The sequence below is a fragment of the Legionella bozemanae genome, assembly GCF_900450575.1.
GTDB classification, from domain to species: Bacteria; Pseudomonadota; Gammaproteobacteria; order Legionellales; family Legionellaceae; genus Legionella; species Legionella bozemanae.
Genome location: NZ_UGGY01000001.1, coordinates 3,523,111 through 3,540,741, shown reverse-complemented (window position 1 = coordinate 3,540,741; position 17,631 = coordinate 3,523,111). Strand labels below are relative to the sequence as shown.

The window sequence follows — 17,631 nt, the reverse complement described above, 5'->3', positions numbered from 1 at the left end:
GATTGTGAAAGAATCAGTTTTTAAGTGATGAATAAAAGGCATAATTTTTCAAAATTAATTTGCTCTAAACCTAACTAATTTTTGTTGTTGAATATTAAAAACCACTAAGGATATATGAATGCTTATAAGGACGTTAAAAATAAAACCAGTCGTTGTCGCTATAGCTCTTTTAAGCTTAAATGCATTGAATGCTAATGCTCAAAATGAATTACTGGGTGCAGGGACTCCCTGGACTAAACGTTATACCGGTCAAGGGCTTGGAGGAAGAAATCAGTTAGGAGGTTTTGTAGATAGTTTAATTCCTATTCAAGGTAATGCGAATCATTTATGGTTTGCTGACGGTAGTTTTATGGCTGGGCGGTATGATAATTATGCTTTTAGCCTTGGTTCGGGTCTTCGTCGTTTAACTACTTTAAATACGCATGAGGTTATTTTAGGCGGTTATTTTTTTGGTGATTATCAACGAACCAGAGCGCATACCCATGCATGGCTTGCAAACCCTGGTATTGAACTATTGACTCGCCATTATGAAGCACGTATTCAGGGCTATATTCCAATGAGTGATCGCCAACAGCCTTATCAATATATAATGGCGAGTGATATTCCTCAATCTACATTAAGTGATTCGGGGATGACTAATTATTTAGCTGGTGGTCACGGGCATAGTTTTATTGATACTCCGGTAGCTTTGGTGAATGAGTTCGGTAATGGTGTAGAAGGAGAGGTAGGGCGTTATTTCCCATTCCTGAAAGGGGGATGGGTACGAGGAGGTGTCTATCACTTCGATTATAAGACCGCAAAAAGCATTAATGGAGTAGAGGCCAATATTGAATTATATATGAATAATAATGCATCGCTTATTGTTCAAAATAATTACGACAACCAAAATAAAAATAAGTTCTCATTAGGAATTCGGTACAGTTTTGGCGGTCCTAATCATACGGATGTTAACCGATTAAGCAATCGAATGGAAGAGCCTATTATTCGCCATATTGCACGTCAATCTTATGGTCTTGCGAGTCCTGTTCGTAATAGCTTTGTAGCCAGCGGGCCAACACAACTGCTTGCTGATAATGTGTGGTTTTTTAGTCCTCAGGGCAGTAATCAGTGGTCCATTAACTTAAATAGTTGTACCGCTGAAAATCCTTGTCTTGATTTGTATCAAGGTGTTGTTACTGGTATTAATGCTGTAGCGCCGAACGCGTCTTTATGGTTTGCGTCAGGAACTTATCAAGTTCCTACCATGGGCGCTGATGGTTTTGTTAACTTATATAATGGACAAAGTATTTGGGGCAGAACCTATGATTTTAGACAGCCAGCAAGTGGTAATGCTCGTCCCGAGATTGTTGGAGGGTTATGGTGGACAGGTAATGGACTGATTCATGATGTGCAAGTTACCAACAACAACCAGATTATCCCTTCATTATTGACTGAAACAGGATTTGATGAATTAATCGCTGCAGGTGCTACTGGGAATATAAATGTTTATAATTCAGCTGTAACTGCTACTGGCAGTGGTGCCCCCGAAACATATGCTGTCTTTGCGGGTGAGAATGCTTATGTAAATAACACGACTATATTTTCCGCAAGTTTAAATGAGGGAAATACCTACGGCATTTACGGTAAAGATAATGTGTTGGTAACTAATTCTAATATTACTTCTGGTAGTACGGGTTTAGGTAGTGTTTTTGCAGTTAAAGCAGACCAGGATGCATTAGTATTAACTTCTCTTTTGGATGTAATAGGAACTGATTTCGCAACCTTAACTGGAGTTTATGCAGAACACAATGCCAGCCTTATCTCTTCCATAATGAGTCTAAATGGACTTGGCGAGCAATATGGAATATATGCTCACAATAATGGTACAACGACTAATTCAAGTCTTCATCTCCAGAATTCGGCTGCGCAAGTGTATGGTCTTTATACTGATAACGACGCTATAATGACCCAAAGCACCATAAATGTTGAAAGCCTACCGGGTCTAGGAAGTGCTGCTTATGGGATCAGTGCTGTAGGCAATGCAACTATTAATAACTCATTCATTAGTGTTGCCAGTGACGGAGGACTTGCCTACGGGATATCAGCCTATGATGGTAATGTCAGTAATTCTACCGTTAGTGCCGTGAGTGAAGGGAATGCTACCGCAGTATCTGGCAATAATGGTTTAATAATAGATAACTCTATTATTAGTGCAATTGCTAATCAGGGCCAGTCTGTAGGTGTATCGGCCTATGATGGTACCGTTATGAATTCTATCATTAACACCGTGAGTGAAGGTACTACTATCGCAGTATCCGGCAATAATAGTTTGATAATAGATAATTCTAGTATTAATGCTACTAGTGTTTACGAGACCCTTGCGGTATTTGCCAATGATAGTATTGTCACTAATTCCATCATTAAGGCTGTTAGTGAAGGAAATACCTTCGGAGTGTACGGTAACAATAATTTGATGGTAGGTAATTCTAACATACAGGTCTTTGGTGGTGGTTTTGCCTATGGAGTGCAAGCTTTTAACAACGCCACTGTAGACAGCTCTAATGTTAGTGCTGTCGGCGGAGGGCAGACTGTAGGAATATTGGCGGTCAATGGGCTTACAATAACTAATTCCATCAGTAGTGTTATAGGAGGAGGAGATACCTATGCAGTTGTAAGTGATAGCAATACGGTCATAATCGATAATTCCACAGTGAAGGCAACAGGTGGTGGAACGACATACGGCGTATACGGTGATATGGACGCATTCGTAACGAATTCCACGGTAACTGCAAATGGTGGAGGTGAGGTGGTGGGTATTGCGGGTTTTAATCGGAATGTGGTTGTTACGAATTCAGTAGTTAATGCGAGTGGAGACCTTTTCACGATGGGGATTTTAGCGGATCTATTCAATAGCAATAGCGGTAATGCGACGGTTACTAATTCTACGATTAATGTTTTAGGAGGCAGCGGTGAGGGATATGGAGTTTATGCCGCTAATATGGTTGTTTTTGAAGGAAACGAGGCGTCCCATGTATCAGCTTCTGGCGATATTTTCGCGATACCAGTATTATCGACTACTGTTGTCAATAATAGTTCACCTAAATCGCAATGCTCCTCTAATGGCGGCCCTGAGTCTGATTGTTAGAAGGCGAGAAATTAACTATGTTGGCAAAAGCAAGAAATAAGGGTACTTAATACAGTTGGTTGTCGTTAATAGTTAATGGGGCATTGGTCTCCAAACTGCATGAAAACGGGAAGTTTTACTGAGCATTCATTAGATGAAGCGCATAACGCTTCCCCGTGTATTGAGATACTTGTCAATTAGTCTTAAAAAATTTTAGAGTGGCAGGGATTATCGCCTTGCCCTCGCCCCGGAGATGAAAGGAGATGCGACATGAGGTGTTGTTTCCCTTGACCAACAGTAGGAAGCATTTATATTTAGAAAAGAAGCTATTTGCTCGTCCTATTATTATCACTTAATTTGACAGTGTTTGCTCGAATGCATAAGCTACTTTGAGTAAAAAAGCATCTCTATAATGCCCACTAATCATTTGCAATCCAATTGGCAGCCCATTTTTAGAAAAACCACAAGGTATCGATATCGCTGGATGTCTTGAAAAATTAAAGCACATGGTTAAAAAGGGTTCTGGAGCAAGTTGTTCTACGAGTCCAGGAAGACAATGGATAGTAGGTGTTATTAAAAGATCGTATTTAGCAAAAAACTGGTTTAATTTGGAACCAAACAAACGTCTTTCTTGTTCCGCTTCTAAATACTTATTAAGGGATATAGAATTTTCTTTAGAGGTCTTCAATAGCTCAGAGTCCATTACAGATTGCTGTTGAGGAGTTAACTTTGATACCAAGGAAGTAAGCATCGCAAAGCGAATGGTCTCATAAGCTTTGGCTCCTTTTTCAAAGAAATTGTTTCCTAAGTCAATTTCTTCAACAGCAACGCCTATTAAATTTAATTGAGCAACCCCCTTTTTAGTTACTTCCGCGACCTCTGGTGTAATAGGAGAATATACTGAACTTAAACCTAAATCTGGACTATAGGCAACTTTAATTTTTCTTACATTACCTTTTATCTTTCTTAGATAGTCAACATGCTCCGGCGGTAAACTATACCAATCTCGAGAATCGTATTGAGTTATCACATTCATCATTAACGCGATATCTGCAACGGTTCTGGCAATAGGCCCAATATTGGAGTTAGTCCCAAATGGTGACGGGGGATAATCTGGCACCCGACCGTGCGTTGGTTTAAACCCCACGAGGTTACAATGACTGGCCGGTACACGAATAGACCCCCCACCATCCGATGCCAATGCCAAAGTACCCATACCACTTGCCACTGCTGCCGCAGCACCACCACTAGAGCCGCCAGGGGTATAACTCTGATTCCATGGATTACGTGTTATACCAAAGAGAGGACTTTCGGTTGTTACCTTCCATGCAAATTCGGGCATAGTTGTTTTTCCCAAAAATACAGCCCCTTGCTCTCGAAGTCTCGCAACAGCAGGAGCATCAATATTCCACTGTTGATTAGGGTTAACTGTCTTTGAACCACATAAAGAAGGATAGCCCTTTGTTAAAATATTATCTTTTATTGTAAGAGGAATGCCATCAATGAATCCTAGTTCTTTTTTTCTATACCAACGCATTTCTGAGAGGCGGGCCATTTCCATTGCTGTTTCCCCATCAATGTGCTGAAACGCATTAATTTCACCATTTATATCTTGGATTTTCTGCAAAGTTGCTTGACACACTTCAACGGGAGACGTTTTTTTATCTCGATAAAGAGTGTTTAGTTCTACTGCACTTATGAAGCATAAATCCTTGTTCATGATTTTTTCCTTATTGAGCAAGAAATAAGAATTCGAGCAGCACATTTTTAAATGTATTTTTGTACTTAAACAAATTCTTTAAATTTTATAACCTTGTTTTTGGAGAATCTTAATTTTCGAACTGTCGCTCTACTCATGATTTATTTATAATTGTTTATCTTAAGATATATTTGTTTCTTTAGTTTAAAAAATAATAACATTTTTCATGAGGAGATTTGTAATTCATTAGTAGGTGTGATTGTTCTTCGCCTCAAGCATATCAACAGGTAAAGAAGAATGGCTATGCTTAGTGAAAGTACATTAAATGAGTTATTGATAGTAATTCCTTTATACTTAATATCAGGATATTTAAAAAGGTTTTTATCATGAAGTTACCCTGTAAATTTTGTAAGAAAAGTATGGAGCCTATTGTAAAATTTGAGAATCGTCTCGTTACTCATAAGGTTCAAGTATTTTACTGCAGTATATGTGGTAAACAATTGTTTGTTACAGGCGGTATTTTTGAAAAACCTTTTTGGGAACGCCCATTTTATTTTTGGTGGTTAGGACCTTTTAAGAATTTAATATATCTAGAACAATTAAAAACCGTTTATACTCGTTTTGGTAAGGCAAGTGCCATAGGTTTTGCACTTGGTATTATATTAATCTTAGCTTTTTCTTATTTTAATGAACTTAAAAGCGCTATTAGTATTTTAATCCAATTTCTTAAATAACGCAGAATTTCCTTTGTTTAAGAATTCAAAAATTACTCTGCGCTGGAGTTATGGAGAAATTAAATGCTTCGTTAAAATTGTAGGGGTTACTTAAAAAAATCTTGTTTTCTATAATTCATTTTTTATTTGTCACGACCAGCAATTCTCTTAATATATTCTGTAAAAGAAACAGGGATTATTTTTAAAATTTTTGCATCACATTTTCCTCATTTTATCAAAGTAAAATGGATTCTATCTTTTCTCTGTTATATTCTAACTCATTAGTCCTTTAACATAACGAGCTATTAATTCTAATCTATATAAGTCAATAAACTATTATCATAGGTTCAATTTAAAACACTGGTATTTATATTCACTGATATATAAAAAAGGAAATCGATATGAAAACTCTTAAAAAAGAAGATCAGCTTAATATTACTCCCGATGAAGCAGTTGATTTACTCAAAAGAGGAAATGAGCGTTTTATTCAAAACTTGCGATTTAATCGTAACCTTCTTCAACAAGTCAATGAAACAGCAGAGGCACAATACCCTTTTGCCACGATTTTAAGTTGCATTGATTCAAGAACACCAGCAGAATTAATCTTTGACCAAGGTCTAGGTGATATTTTTAGCATTAGAATTGCAGGTAATATTGTAAATGATGACATTATCGGTAGTTTAGAGTTTGCATGTAAGCTAGCTGGATCTAAACTAATTGTAGTGCTTGGTCACACAAATTGTGGTGCAATAAAAGGGGCTTGTGATGAAGCTCAGCTAGGATATCTGACTCAGCTTTTAGATAAAATAAAACCTGCAATTAGCTTGGAGAAATCATTTAAAGAAAATCGAAACGGGAGTAATCTCGCTTATGTCAATGAAGTTGCCAAAATTAATATCAAAAATAGCATTCAAAATATTCTAGATAAAAGTAGTGTTATAAAAGAGTTAAAGGATCAAGGAACCATTAAAATTATTGGTGGTTTGTACGATGTTGCTTCTGGTGAAGTCTTATTTTTTGATGAATAAAATAGAATCGACACGTGTATTCTTTTCCTTATAACAAGAAATAAAGACTATTTTGACAATTAGGTATATATGTTTTACGAGTTTCAGAAAAAGAGGTATGATCTGCCTCTCTTTTTGAGCTGAATTTTCTACACATCGCTGAAAACCAGTTCAGCCTATTCCGACGTCCCGCGGCTTTGTCCGCGGGATCCAGAAGATCTGCCTAAAACACTGGACCTCGCGGACAAAGCCGCGGGGGGTAGGCAAGGATGTGCTCAAGAGACAGTTTTTTGAGAAACAATATTTGTTTCATGGTGCAATGTATTAGGTTCTATTTTGACTTAAATTATTTGAAAACTGTCTAATTTGCCTGACATATTAAATACTTTTTCTATGAATCTGTTATTGAAATTGATAAATTAAAACATTCAGTTCATCACGAGATTTATATGGGTGTTGCATTAATCTGGTTTCGACAAGATTTAAGGCTAAACGACAATCCTGCGTTCATCGAGGCTTGCTCTCATCACCAGTTTGTGATTCCGTTGTATATTTATAATGAAAAAAATAGTGTGTTAGGAGGAGCACAAGCCTGGTGGCTTCACTATAGCCTTATTTCTTTAAACCGCTCCTTAAATCAATGCGGATTAAATCTTGTCCTTCGTAAAGGTGAGCCATTAGAAATTATTTTAGATTTGGCCAAGACAATTTCTATAAGCTCAGTATTTTGGAATCGTTGTTATGAGCCATCAGCTATTTCGCGTGATAAAAAGATTAAAGCAACTTTGTTGGAGCGAGGCATTGAAGTCTACAGTTCGAATGGAACCTTGCTTCACGAACCTTGGACGATAAGAAATAAAAACGGCGATTATTTTAAAGTGTTTACTCCTTACTGGAAATACTGTAAACAAATTCTTAATATTCAACCGCCTATGCATTTAGAGCATCGTCCAACTGGAGTTGAGGTTCAAAGCGATAAGCTTTTGGATTGGAAATTATTACCCAACATCAATTGGGCAGTACAATTTAGTAATTATTGGACTCCAGGAGAGGAGGGGGCGCAATACAAACTTCGTCAGTTTATCAAGTATCATCTCAATGGGTATAAAAAAAATCGTGATTTTCCTATAAAAAATGCAACATCACGTTTATCACCTCATTTGCATTTTGGGGAAATCAGTCCGTTAACTATCGTACGAGCAATTGAATTAGCAAAGCTTGATTCAAGCTGTGATTTATCCTCAGCAGAACATTTTTTATCAGAGCTTGGGTGGAGGGAGTTTTCAGCTTATTTACTGTATCACTTCCCTAATCTTCCCTATGATAATTTTAGAAGTGAGTTTGATGCATTTCCTTGGCAGAACGATGAGCAATTATTAACTCCCTGGCAAAGAGGATTGACCGGTTACCCAATAATTGATGCGGGGATGAGAGAGTTATGGGCTACAGGATATATGCACAATCGTGTGCGTATGATTGTTGCGTCATTTCTTACTAAGGGGTTACTGATTGATTGGCGGTTGGGCGCCGACTGGTTTTTAGATACTCTTGTTGATGCGGATTTAGCAAATAATAGTGCCAGTTGGCAATGGGTAGCCGGATGTGGTGCTGATGCGGCACCCTATTTTCGTATTTTCAACCCTGTATTACAAAGCCAAAAATTCGATCCTGACGGTAGTTATATTCGTCATTGGGTTCCGGAACTTTCTAAATTAGAAAGGCCATCAATCCATGCTCCTTGGGAATCAACTGATTGTAATAGGATTTATTTGCATACAAGGTACCCCAAGCCAATTATTAATCATCATGAAGCAAGAATGAGGGCATTAAATTGTTACAGTCAGATAAAAAGAAAGAATTTCACCTGAGTCCTAATTTTTCATTAGTACATTAAATCCATAAGGAAGATAGTCCTGCATCACTTTACGAACATTATCTCTAATTGATAAATCTTGATCCCAACTAAATGTAGAAGAGGAAAAAAATCCTTTTGAAAGCATAACAACTCCTTTGTTAAATATACAATTTGTATTTTATTTAGATTAAGTGAACTGTGTGGTCTGTAAATAATTTATTTGAGAAGTATTAAAAGCAAGCACATGGTCATTGTGATCCAACTTACTTGCTCGTTGAAACTTGCAAAAGCAAAACGGGCTCAGGTCCTTTATTCTACAGGCAAAAGATAAGACCTGGCTCTATACACTTCACTGCACTTTTCGGCTCAAAATTTCTAATTAAAATATTAATACAATCTGATTGAACTTCGTAAAATTGGATTTACAATGTAACTGTATGTGTTATATCTATTAACTATGTATGGTGATAGGGCAGATCATTGGGGTAGTCAGAATATGCAATCAAAAAAAGATGTTTATAAAAGAAAGAAGCACAGGATGACACATGGTGTATCCAATCCACCGGTAGCAAAAACAGTAAATTTTACTCATGTATTCGAGCAATTCATGCGGACAGATCTCGAACGCCAGAATCTCAATAAACCGACTTCAGCAGCTTATGATCGGGTCAAACAGGAAATAGCCGATGCAGAAGTAGAATTAAATAAAATAAAATCAAAAAAAGGCAAAGCGAAAAAGAGAGCTACATTAAATGAATCGATCACTAAAAAGAAAAAATGGCTAAGCGATGTCAATGATGCCGAAAATAAAAACTTTTTGGCTTTCTGGGCAACTATGTTTCATGGTTATCGGATTGATTTAGTGGTTAATCAAAAAGAACATATTAGAAGGCAGGGGTTAGTTGTTAAAGCAGCTAGTGAAGAATTTGTAAAACTATTGCTAGCTGTCCTTTCGCAAGACATTACAATAGCAGGAAAAACATATTCTGCTTCAGAGTTAAAGAAATACAAAAGCATTCTTAATCGGTTTTATGAGTCAATTAAAACAATCGTTATCGAAGATAAAAATGAGATTACTTTAAAACGAATTAGAAAGCTCCTTGCTGGTAATGATTTAACAATTGAGCATAACTGCATTGGTCACGCAATCTATACCCAAATATATCAGGAAAGAAATCAATTGGTCATTACCCATTGCAATCGTGGCAATGGTCAGAGAGCGACTTATAATTTAGTTTATCGCATTAATATCACTGGCTTAGATTTAAATAAGTTAAGAACGGCCATTGAAAAAATTACCGGATTAGAAGTAGTAAACGGTAATGAAGAGGACTATAAGAAATTTTATGATCAATATGATAAGGCACTAAAAGATTTGGGTTTCAGTTTTAGCTTGGGCAAACATGTAAAATCCAAAAAAATAGGTAATTGTGTTCTGGCAAATTTAAAAGGTCTGTTAAAAGAACGATTACCTGAAGATGTCTATAAATGGTGTACCACGGAAATGAAGGACCTAAGCACTATCCAGCATTTGATAAATCCTATGCTGCAATCAGGCAAAGATCTAAAAAATAAACCCTTCAATATAGATACTGATGATGATTTTTTTCACCTGAGACAATTAATCAATTATATTTTTGATAAATCGGTGGAAGGAATAGTCAACTGTTATTTCGGTAATACCAGGAAATCTGAAACCCTAACAAAAGCATTCAAGGCGATAGGCCATTATGAGGCAGTAATTAATGAGAATAAAGCGTTGAGTAGAACGAATAGGGCTGATATCAAAAATTATATTCATTCAAGAATAGATACATATAAGAAAATATCAATAAACACCGAGATGCGAAAACCAGAGATCTTTTATCGAATACTGTGGAATGAGGTGGAGAAAATCGTTGCCTTATCCTCTGAAGAACAGAGTAACAATGAATTTTTCAAACATTTAATAAGAAAAGCTGCGAGCAATCCCCAATTTTTTAGTGATGTTTATGATTATTTTAACCGAGAGAAAAAAGAAAACAGTGGCGCGCTATTTAAATTAGTAGTTAGCCAATCTATCGACATCATAACCGATGATTCTATTCTAAATGATCCAGAAAACATTGCTGCCTATCAAGGCTCGCTACGAAGAATACTTTTAAAAGAATGTGAAAAGGTTCCTTGTGATCAAGACCTCATTGCTTTATTAACAAATACTCATTGGACCAATATAGATCCTACTTTATATATAGCTGCTTCCGTTGCTATGAAAGATCATAAAAACGATGATAATAAGCATGCAACACTTAAATTATTGTTAGATGCTACTTTAAAAAACAGTGAATTTTTAGATTTATTCATTCGAAAAAAGAAGCCTCCAGTTGCCACTTTTTTCAAACAGAAGAAACAACCTCAAGGAAGCTTCGAGTTTTCTGCTTTTTTTAAAGCGGCAGCGGCATTCATTATTGAGAATACAGAATTCCCTTTGACCCAAAAAAAATTGCAGCTGCAAATAAATAAAATTTTTCATAATACAGTTGAGCGTACAGCTGACAAAGATAAAGTAAAAAGATTTTTAGAACTTTTCTGTTATAAACAATTACTCGACTCTAAAAAAATCAATAAAGAAAATATAAGTGATTGGAATAAGCTCCATGTACTTGCTAATCAATGCAAACAAATCAACTATTGCTTTCCTGATGCACTGACAGTAGCAGATAGTGTACTGGATAGTTATCGCAAATTAACCACTAGACTAGCACCGAAACACGATGGAAAAGCCCCTGAGCGAGTTCAGACTGTCCCTTGCGTGGTTTAACAATAAAATGGTTTTATTAATGTGTTGCAAGCTTGGAGATTTTAAAATTTTGCGACATATAGGTAAATACGTCAGGTCTTTCCTTTAGCCTACAGAAAAAAGGAAAGACTTGCCCCCTAATATTGCTATACCAGAGCAGTTATTTATGAGTATGGAACACCTCCTCTAGGAGATGGTTCTTTAAAAAAACCAAGAGGCAGGGTAACTGTATTATCCAAAAAGCTAATGAATTATAAAAATTTGAGCTCCCATGTAATAAACCAATGAGGGCAATAGATTAAACCATCTGCAAATTCCAGATGGTTAATAAGAGGAAAACGAAAGATATAAACAATGTTTCAATTGATCTCTTTGAGAGCCACTATTCATTTCCAGTACAAATAAATTCCAGTTGATTTCTTGCAAGCTGTTTGGCTCGGTTGCTTCGAGATTTTCTTTCTTAAGAGCGGCTAACACCATGCTTCTGCACGCATAAATGAGGGAATGCAATTCCGTTATATTTTCTAATAAACGACTGTGTTCTTGTTTTCGATTTTTTTCAAGTGGTGTAAACATAATAAACTGCCTTAATTTAAATTTGATAGTTCAAATTATGAGCATGCAGTGTTAATGAAATATTAACTGGAATGCGTATAGTTTGTACTATTGTGAATTACTGCCGCTGAGAAGTCTTCAGTTTTTGTCCTTACAAATACGCTAACGGGGCTTTATAAAAGATGAGGTTCTCTCAGGCTTTCAGCACAGCCTACGCGTGTTGAATTAGCTCGAATATTTCACTATGCTGTATAAACTATTACCTTAATTAAAAAACGACTATGGCCCCATCCATCACTTTTATAATTCTATATTCATTAATGCCTGCCGCATTAATGTTTATTGGTGGAGGAATTGCCAGTATTTATCAGCCGGGTAATCAAATAACAAGTGCCACGCAACATTTTGCTGCGGGAGTTGTTTTTGCTGCAGTAGCAAAAGAACTTCTGCCCAAAATCGGTGCATATCACGATCCCATTGCGCTTATTATTGGTTTTTCGTTAGGTGTTTTGGGGATGTTGTTCTTAAAATGGTTGACCAGTAGATTAGAAGATCTTGAACAACAAAAAAACGGTATATCATGGGGGTTATTAACTGCGGTTGGAATTGATTTATTAGTAGATGGTATTTTGATTGGCGTCTCTTTTTTAGCGGGCGAAAAAGGAGGAATTCTTATCGCTATAGCCCTTTCCATTGAAATTTTCTTCTTAGGATTATCGACCACGTCCACTTTAGGAGCAAGGCAAGTTAGTGCACCTATCCGTTTGTTAGTGAGTTTTATTTTGGCACTCTTGATTCCAATTGGCGCAGGTCTTGGTGCAAGTTTGTTAATTCATTTACCTCAAACGGTTACGAATGTAATTTTATCTTTTGGTGTTGCGGCGTTACTTTATCTCGTTACAGAAGAACTTTTAATTGAAGCACATGAAGTTCGTGAAACTCCATTGATTACTTTGTGCTTTTTCGTTGGATTTTTATTAATTTTATTGTTAGAAGGCTTGGCAGCCTAGCAAGCGCAGCCTGACCAGTTTTGGGAATGAAGGTAGGACTGATTAAATTGTACTCCTGGTTGCAAGTAACCAGGCTTGCTGCGGAGCAGCGCCGAGAAATTTAGATGTGTTCATTATTTATGCTATTCTTAATATATGGTACTTTATAAAAAGATATTCATTATGGCCCAGATAGTCGGGGTAGTAGCCGCCCAGATAGCTTTAGATGAGGCTGATAAGATGCTACAAAATCAGGGGCAAAACCAATCCCAATCCCCTCCTGATGATCAAGATGACCAAAGCTTTTCCTTGAGTGCCCCATCAGGAGCTATATCTAGTTTAGATCCTATGCAGTTAGCCTCATCTTTGTTGCCTGATAATTTAGATTCGGTTTTGCAGATAAATGGAAGCGGGGGAGGACAGAATCTAGTTAGCTCAGTAATAGATGAAGGAGAGGATATACTTGATCAAGGCGTAAGTATGGGAATGTCATTTATGGGAAAATAGGGTGGTGTAGAATATTGATCATAGATAGACCCTTTCATATCCAGTTTTTAAGTATTCATACATTTGATATCCCCACATGCAAGCATAACCTGGCTGCTTGCAACCAGATTATGCTTACTGAGAAAGGGAAAGACCTACCCTCAATGTTTTTAACAATTCGCTAGAGATAGGGATTAAGACAATCTATGGGCTGTATTTAACAAATGATTCCCCACATCGACCAAGTTTGCGACACTAGGGATTGTCGAGTTTCCAGAGAAAAATCCATAGGCAGCTTGGGATGCACGCCCAACATTTGCAACGATTGCAATTTGAGACCATTGGTTCGGAATGACTGCTTCTGCCGCATGAATAAGGATGTCAGGAATATGTTCAATAAATGAAGCTTCTGGATTGGTCAAATATTGATAGGTAACGAGCAATGCAACTCCTGCATTATACCCTCTATATACAGTACCCCAGTTCAAAAAATTAGACCAACTAAAATTATTAGAACTAATTTCTTCTTTGCTAAATGACATTTAAACATCTCCTTTATTTTAAATAGAGCTTAGTTATCCTGAGGCAACCAAATGATGAACGTAACTCCTGTTAATAAAAATAATTGCTCGCTGAAAATCCATAAATCAAAACTCAGCAAGAATTTTTTAACATAAATAGGAGTTAAATTACAGAAATAACGGAGTGAAATTGCTACATAAAAATTGAGTATTACAAAACGAGATCCCATAGGGAAAAGAAAAGACCTATACTTAATTACTAATTATGCTCAATAATTAAAGTTGGAGTAAGTTATTTTGTTTTTTCATAATTTGCTCATTTTCTTTAATGCACCCTACGGTACTTAAGAGAACATGGGCAATACAATAAAATTTTTGAATTTCAGGATCGCGCGAACGAAAAAAAGGTAATGCACCATCAGGACTAATGCCTTCAATCTTATGTGCAAACTTACCATATGTATTTTCGTCACTACAATCTAATCGATTTAATTTATTTATACCATCATTGTTTTTTCGCCCAAAAAATCCTATTCCTTTCTTAGAATATTTGGCTTTATGTTCCTGAACCTCATATTTTAATGCCTCCATCACGTCCCGAGTTTTAAAAATTTCTTTAAATTTTTCTGGGCCTAGAGATTTTTTAGTGGCGAAAAACAGAGGAAGATTCTTGCCAAGTTCCTCCTTATATTCATGACATAATCGCTCCACTATATTTTCCCCAGGTCCAAAAATAATAGTTTTGGGGTTATCACGAATAAGAGGAGATATCGCTTTTATAAATTCAATATTTTCAAGAACCTCATTAAGGTCAACATCATTTTTAATTGCAATGCTTATAACTGGGGTAATTGAATGCCGTGTTTGAGAGTCAAATTGCAAATAAGTTAATAATGGATGTTGCTCTGATGTATTTAAATTAAGATTTGAACTCAGAATTTGCTCAACAAGCTTTAATTGAGCGTCCTTATCCATTAAATGCATGATTGGCGTAAGCTTCGCCAAGCAGTTTATTGCCATCTCATTAGTTAAAAATGACTCAACATTAAGTTCTTGATTAGCAATGTATCCGGACTGGTAGACAATATTTAAAGCAGAAATTACTTCTTGGTTATTCTTATAGCGATCAAAAAGATGTTGGCATTGACGCTGAGTTAAAATTAATAAAAATGCTACTTGTGCAGGGCTGCTGTCTATAGGTAATTCACCATTGGACGTATCAAACCATTTTCTAAGGCCATATTGTTCAATACTTCCATCGTCTAATATAGAAACATTATCTGACTTAAATGTTTCTTCTCTTTTTTTTGGCATTCCCATTTTGTCCTTAAAGATCCCAGGCATATAAATTGTTCTAAGCAGGGCAAAATGATCTACTTCTTTTCGTGTATAGTTTTTACATGATAGTGATAAATAGTCAAAGGAACCGGAATCATTTCCATGCTTTTCCTCTAATCTGTTATTGGCACAACCAAAATCGACCAAGGATAATTGATTTTGAGCATTAACGACGAGCTGATCGGGTTTTAAATCACCATGTACGTATGGAACACCAGATCTCGATAAATAACCTTGATGCAATAAATGACATTGCCAAGCTGCCTGGATCGCTATATCCACTCTTTGCTCTGGAGTTAAATCTGGGCTTTTGATTTTTTGCTTGACACTATCCCCACCAAATCGCATTAATACATAGGTTTGTTCTGGAATGTATTCGGAATAACCTGGTGCATCGTATTCCTTACTATTTCCTCCCTTTTGCCTTGAGGCAACGATGAGCCCAACATCCTTCCCAATCGCTATTTCTTCCTTCATTGAGTCTTGTAGATTGTCTGCACCAAATTCTTTAAGTTTAGCGCGCCTCTGAAGAACAGCTTTTTTCTCGACTTTCATTAAAAAAACATGTCCATATTCGTCCATTGCTAGACATCCCTTGCCATAATTACCTGAACCTATAGTTCCTTCTGCTCCAGGTAAAGTACAGACTAATTTACCATTAAAATTAAAAAAACTATGGTGTGTATCAGGAAGTTTTGCTCGCACTCCATGTTTAACAACGTATCTTTCTTGGAATTTTGTTTTATCTGTTCTTGCTAATTTAAAAACATCTGGATTGTTTCTAAAATATTCAGAAGCGGTACGAAATTCTGCGTTTAACTTAGGAGGCAAACGGCGTGGCTGTTCTAATGGATCAACTTCCATTGCAAGCAAAAATTCAGAAGCTGGATTTTTTGGCATAATCAAATATCAATTGCTACATATAACTGGAGTATAGAGCAATTACAAGGCAAATAGAATGAATATTGGATTTTATGTTCTAAAGTATGCAAAGGGGCTGGTCTTTTTTTTATCCTAAAAGGAAAAGCTGGTCTCTGATGTTAGGGTTACAGTAGCTTGACATGAGAAATTAGAATTTGATTTAATTTAAGTTAAGAAAATCGTTAGTGTTCGGTACTCTTTAAGCCATCCTGATCGAGCACATCTTTAGATTTTTGGTGATGGCTCTTTATTGTTAACTCAATAGGAGCCATTATTGTGCATCAATCCGAAAGTTCTCCTTTTATCTTAAGCCTAAAAGAAGGCGAAAACCTATTTCAAAGCATAATCCATTATACATATTCTATTAATTTAAAATCCGCAATTTTTACAGGTATTGGTGCTTTATCCAATATCACTATGGGTTTTTATCATCGTGATACGCAACAACATACCAAGAGGTTGTTTCAGGGAACCTATGAAATTGCTTCCTTGACTGGCAATGTGGCCTTAGCTGATGAGGGCTTGTTTGTACACATTCATGCCGCCATAGGTGATGCTAATTTCCAAATTTTTGGTGGTCATCTCATTAGTGCAGAAGCTGGTGCATCCACAGAGATTGCCATTATCCCTCTAAATTACACCATAAAGCGCAAAAAACATCCTGATTTGGACATAAAAGTGATATGCCCGTTTGAAGTGCTTTCAAATAGAGGTGAAAGATGAAAATGATTACCAATTCAAATGCATTAAAAGAGTACAATTTTTGTGATCTTCAATCCCATTTAAACCAGGCAATCTACAGTTATAACCAAAATGGCATTATTGTTCTTAAAGAGTACATTAATCAGGTAGAGCTCACTGACTTATTAAATGAAATTGCAATCATACAGCATGATGCCGAATTAGATATTGCGCAAAACTGGAATAATGAAATCGTTTGCTTTTATTCTAAAAATCCTTTGAAACCAGAATCAGAACCAAAAGATTATGTCACTGAACCTTATTTTCAATCCTCCAGTCACAAAGGACATGTATTTTACGAGGTGATAGACAGCGTAAGAGTAATTAATAGAATTGGGCATGGTATGCATCTCATAGAAAAATATTCAATGATGCAACAAACAGTTTACAAAAATCCCATGCTTAGGTTGATTTTTAAAGGTATAGGATTTAGACGGCCAATTTGTCATTTGAGCGTTTATATTCCTAAGTACCCTCATGGTTTAGGCAGTGAGGTTAGGCCGCATCAAGAATCAACTTTTGCTTATACTGAGCCTACTTCAGTAGTAGTTTTATGGTTAGCTTTAGAAGATGCATGCATAGAAAATGCGTGCATGTATGGAATTATGGGCAGCAACCGTTGGCCCTTAAAGTGGGTTTCACGGGTAAATCATCAACTTAAAACCAGACAATTTGCTCCGCTCAATGAAGTCTATATTCCTGATTTTACCACTGAAAATTATTGTTATACGCCCTTGGAAGTCAAGGCTGGGGATGCATTATTATTTCATGGTAATTTTGTTCATTGCAGTCCAGTAAATAATTCAAGCTACTCACGTAAAGCTTTATCTTTTCAATTCATTGAAACGTTGGGAGTGAATTATCCCAAGAGCAATTGGTTACAGTCTCCAAATCATGTTTATTTATATGGACCTCACGGATAAG

The 17,631-nt window shown here is 36.4% G+C and carries 14 protein-coding genes; 9 read left to right on the top strand and 5 right to left on the bottom strand.

The window, feature by feature from the left end; translation table 11 throughout:
- Nucleotides 1-118 precede the first annotated feature (118 nt).
- Entirely contained in the window at nucleotides 119-3,124 is a 3,006-nt protein-coding gene (locus DY223_RS15695) for a beta strand repeat-containing protein (RefSeq protein WP_058458447.1), read from the top strand.
- Nucleotides 3,125-3,455: 331 nt separating this feature from the next.
- Here DY223_RS15695 and DY223_RS15690 read toward each other — a convergent pair whose 3' ends face one another.
- Complete coding sequence (locus tag DY223_RS15690) at nucleotides 3,456-4,823, bottom strand: amidase (RefSeq protein ID WP_058458448.1); 1,368 nt, start codon at nucleotides 4,821-4,823, stop codon at nucleotides 3,456-3,458.
- A gap of 365 nt (nucleotides 4,824-5,188) precedes the next feature.
- On the opposite strand from DY223_RS15690, the gene DY223_RS15685 reads away from it, so the two are divergent.
- The 3 genes from DY223_RS15685 to DY223_RS15675 all read left to right on the top strand — a co-directional run bounded on the left by DY223_RS15685 (nucleotide 5,189) and on the right by DY223_RS15675 (nucleotide 8,390).
- On the top strand, nucleotides 5,189-5,536 hold the full coding sequence (locus DY223_RS15685) for a hypothetical protein (RefSeq protein WP_058460484.1): 348 nt from the start codon (nucleotides 5,189-5,191) through the stop codon (nucleotides 5,534-5,536).
- Between the two features lie 380 nt (nucleotides 5,537-5,916).
- Nucleotides 5,917-6,543: a carbonic anhydrase family protein gene (locus DY223_RS15680; RefSeq protein ID WP_058460485.1), complete on the top strand. Its 627-nt coding sequence runs from the start codon at nucleotides 5,917-5,919 to the stop codon at nucleotides 6,541-6,543.
- Between the two features lie 428 nt (nucleotides 6,544-6,971).
- The gene (locus DY223_RS15675) at nucleotides 6,972-8,390 is read left to right on the top strand and encodes a cryptochrome/photolyase family protein (protein ID WP_058460486.1); all 1,419 of its coding nucleotides are present in this window, start codon (nucleotides 6,972-6,974) and stop codon (nucleotides 8,388-8,390) included.
- 3 nt (nucleotides 8,391-8,393) lie between these two features.
- Here the strand turns inward: DY223_RS15675 and DY223_RS19555 are convergent, their stop codons facing one another.
- Entirely contained in the window at nucleotides 8,394-8,522 is a 129-nt protein-coding gene (locus DY223_RS19555) for a hypothetical protein (protein ID WP_259293077.1), read from the bottom strand.
- 351 nt (nucleotides 8,523-8,873) lie between these two features.
- Here DY223_RS19555 and DY223_RS15670 point away from each other — a divergent pair, with 351 nt between their 5' ends.
- The gene (locus tag DY223_RS15670; protein WP_058460487.1) at nucleotides 8,874-11,177 is read left to right on the top strand and encodes a hypothetical protein; all 2,304 of its coding nucleotides are present in this window, start codon (nucleotides 8,874-8,876) and stop codon (nucleotides 11,175-11,177) included.
- A gap of 303 nt (nucleotides 11,178-11,480) precedes the next feature.
- On the opposite strand, the gene DY223_RS15665 is transcribed toward DY223_RS15670, so the two are convergent.
- Nucleotides 11,481-11,732, bottom strand: a complete 252-nt coding sequence (locus DY223_RS15665; RefSeq protein WP_058460488.1) for a hypothetical protein — start codon at nucleotides 11,730-11,732, stop codon at nucleotides 11,481-11,483.
- A 260-nt stretch (nucleotides 11,733-11,992) separates the two neighbouring features.
- Here DY223_RS15665 and DY223_RS15660 point away from each other — a divergent pair, with 260 nt between their 5' ends.
- Together DY223_RS15660 and DY223_RS15655 are read left to right on the top strand one after the other, a co-directional pair.
- Nucleotides 11,993-12,721, top strand: a complete 729-nt coding sequence (locus tag DY223_RS15660; RefSeq protein WP_058460489.1) for a ZIP family metal transporter — start codon at nucleotides 11,993-11,995, stop codon at nucleotides 12,719-12,721.
- A 162-nt stretch (nucleotides 12,722-12,883) separates the two neighbouring features.
- On the top strand, nucleotides 12,884-13,207 hold the full coding sequence (locus DY223_RS15655; RefSeq protein ID WP_058460490.1) for a hypothetical protein: 324 nt from the start codon (nucleotides 12,884-12,886) through the stop codon (nucleotides 13,205-13,207).
- Nucleotides 13,208-13,380: 173 nt separating this feature from the next.
- On the opposite strand, the gene DY223_RS15650 is transcribed toward DY223_RS15655, so the two are convergent.
- Nucleotides 13,381-13,728, bottom strand: a complete 348-nt coding sequence (locus DY223_RS15650) for a hypothetical protein (RefSeq protein ID WP_058460491.1) — start codon at nucleotides 13,726-13,728, stop codon at nucleotides 13,381-13,383.
- A gap of 255 nt (nucleotides 13,729-13,983) precedes the next feature.
- Complete coding sequence (locus DY223_RS15645) at nucleotides 13,984-15,945, bottom strand: protein kinase family protein (RefSeq protein ID WP_058460492.1); 1,962 nt, start codon at nucleotides 15,943-15,945, stop codon at nucleotides 13,984-13,986.
- A gap of 297 nt (nucleotides 15,946-16,242) precedes the next feature.
- On the opposite strand from DY223_RS15645, the gene DY223_RS15640 reads away from it, so the two are divergent.
- Nucleotides 16,243-16,689 (top strand): PPC domain-containing DNA-binding protein, encoded by a 447-nt coding sequence (locus DY223_RS15640; RefSeq protein ID WP_058460493.1) that lies wholly within the window; start codon nucleotides 16,243-16,245, stop codon nucleotides 16,687-16,689.
- Nucleotides 16,686-17,630 carry a phytanoyl-CoA dioxygenase family protein gene (locus DY223_RS15635; RefSeq protein WP_058460494.1) on the top strand — a complete coding sequence of 315 codons (945 nt, stop codon included), beginning with the start codon at nucleotides 16,686-16,688 and terminating at the stop codon, nucleotides 17,628-17,630. The genes DY223_RS15640 and DY223_RS15635 overlap by 4 nt, the downstream gene beginning before the upstream one ends.
- Nucleotide 17,631 lies beyond the last annotated feature (1 nt).

What these genes read in the sequence shown, in the direction of transcription:
- DY223_RS15655 (WP_058460490.1), top strand. Translation starts at nt 12,884, where the DNA reads ATGGCCCAGATAGTCGGGGTAGTAGCCGCCCAGATAGCTTTAGATGAG.
- DY223_RS15685 (WP_058460484.1), top strand. Translation starts at nt 5,189, where the DNA reads ATGAAGTTACCCTGTAAATTTTGTAAGAAAAGTATGGAGCCTATTGTA.
- DY223_RS15635 (WP_058460494.1), top strand. Translation starts at nt 16,686, where the DNA reads ATGAAAATGATTACCAATTCAAATGCATTAAAAGAGTACAATTTTTGT.
- DY223_RS15650 (WP_058460491.1), bottom strand. Translation starts at nt 13,728, where the DNA reads ATGTCATTTAGCAAAGAAGAAATTAGTTCTAATAATTTTAGTTGGTCT.
- DY223_RS15680 (WP_058460485.1), top strand. Translation starts at nt 5,917, where the DNA reads ATGAAAACTCTTAAAAAAGAAGATCAGCTTAATATTACTCCCGATGAA.
- DY223_RS15645 (WP_058460492.1), bottom strand. Translation starts at nt 15,945, where the DNA reads ATGCCAAAAAATCCAGCTTCTGAATTTTTGCTTGCAATGGAAGTTGAT.
- DY223_RS15690 (WP_058458448.1), bottom strand. Translation starts at nt 4,823, where the DNA reads ATGAACAAGGATTTATGCTTCATAAGTGCAGTAGAACTAAACACTCTT.
- DY223_RS15665 (WP_058460488.1), bottom strand. Translation starts at nt 11,732, where the DNA reads ATGTTTACACCACTTGAAAAAAATCGAAAACAAGAACACAGTCGTTTA.
- DY223_RS15660 (WP_058460489.1), top strand. Translation starts at nt 11,993, where the DNA reads ATGGCCCCATCCATCACTTTTATAATTCTATATTCATTAATGCCTGCC.
- DY223_RS19555 (WP_259293077.1), bottom strand. Translation starts at nt 8,522, where the DNA reads ATGCTTTCAAAAGGATTTTTTTCCTCTTCTACATTTAGTTGGGATCAA.
- DY223_RS15695 (WP_058458447.1), top strand. Translation starts at nt 119, where the DNA reads ATGCTTATAAGGACGTTAAAAATAAAACCAGTCGTTGTCGCTATAGCT.
- DY223_RS15670 (WP_058460487.1), top strand. Translation starts at nt 8,874, where the DNA reads ATGCAATCAAAAAAAGATGTTTATAAAAGAAAGAAGCACAGGATGACA.
- DY223_RS15675 (WP_058460486.1), top strand. Translation starts at nt 6,972, where the DNA reads ATGGGTGTTGCATTAATCTGGTTTCGACAAGATTTAAGGCTAAACGAC.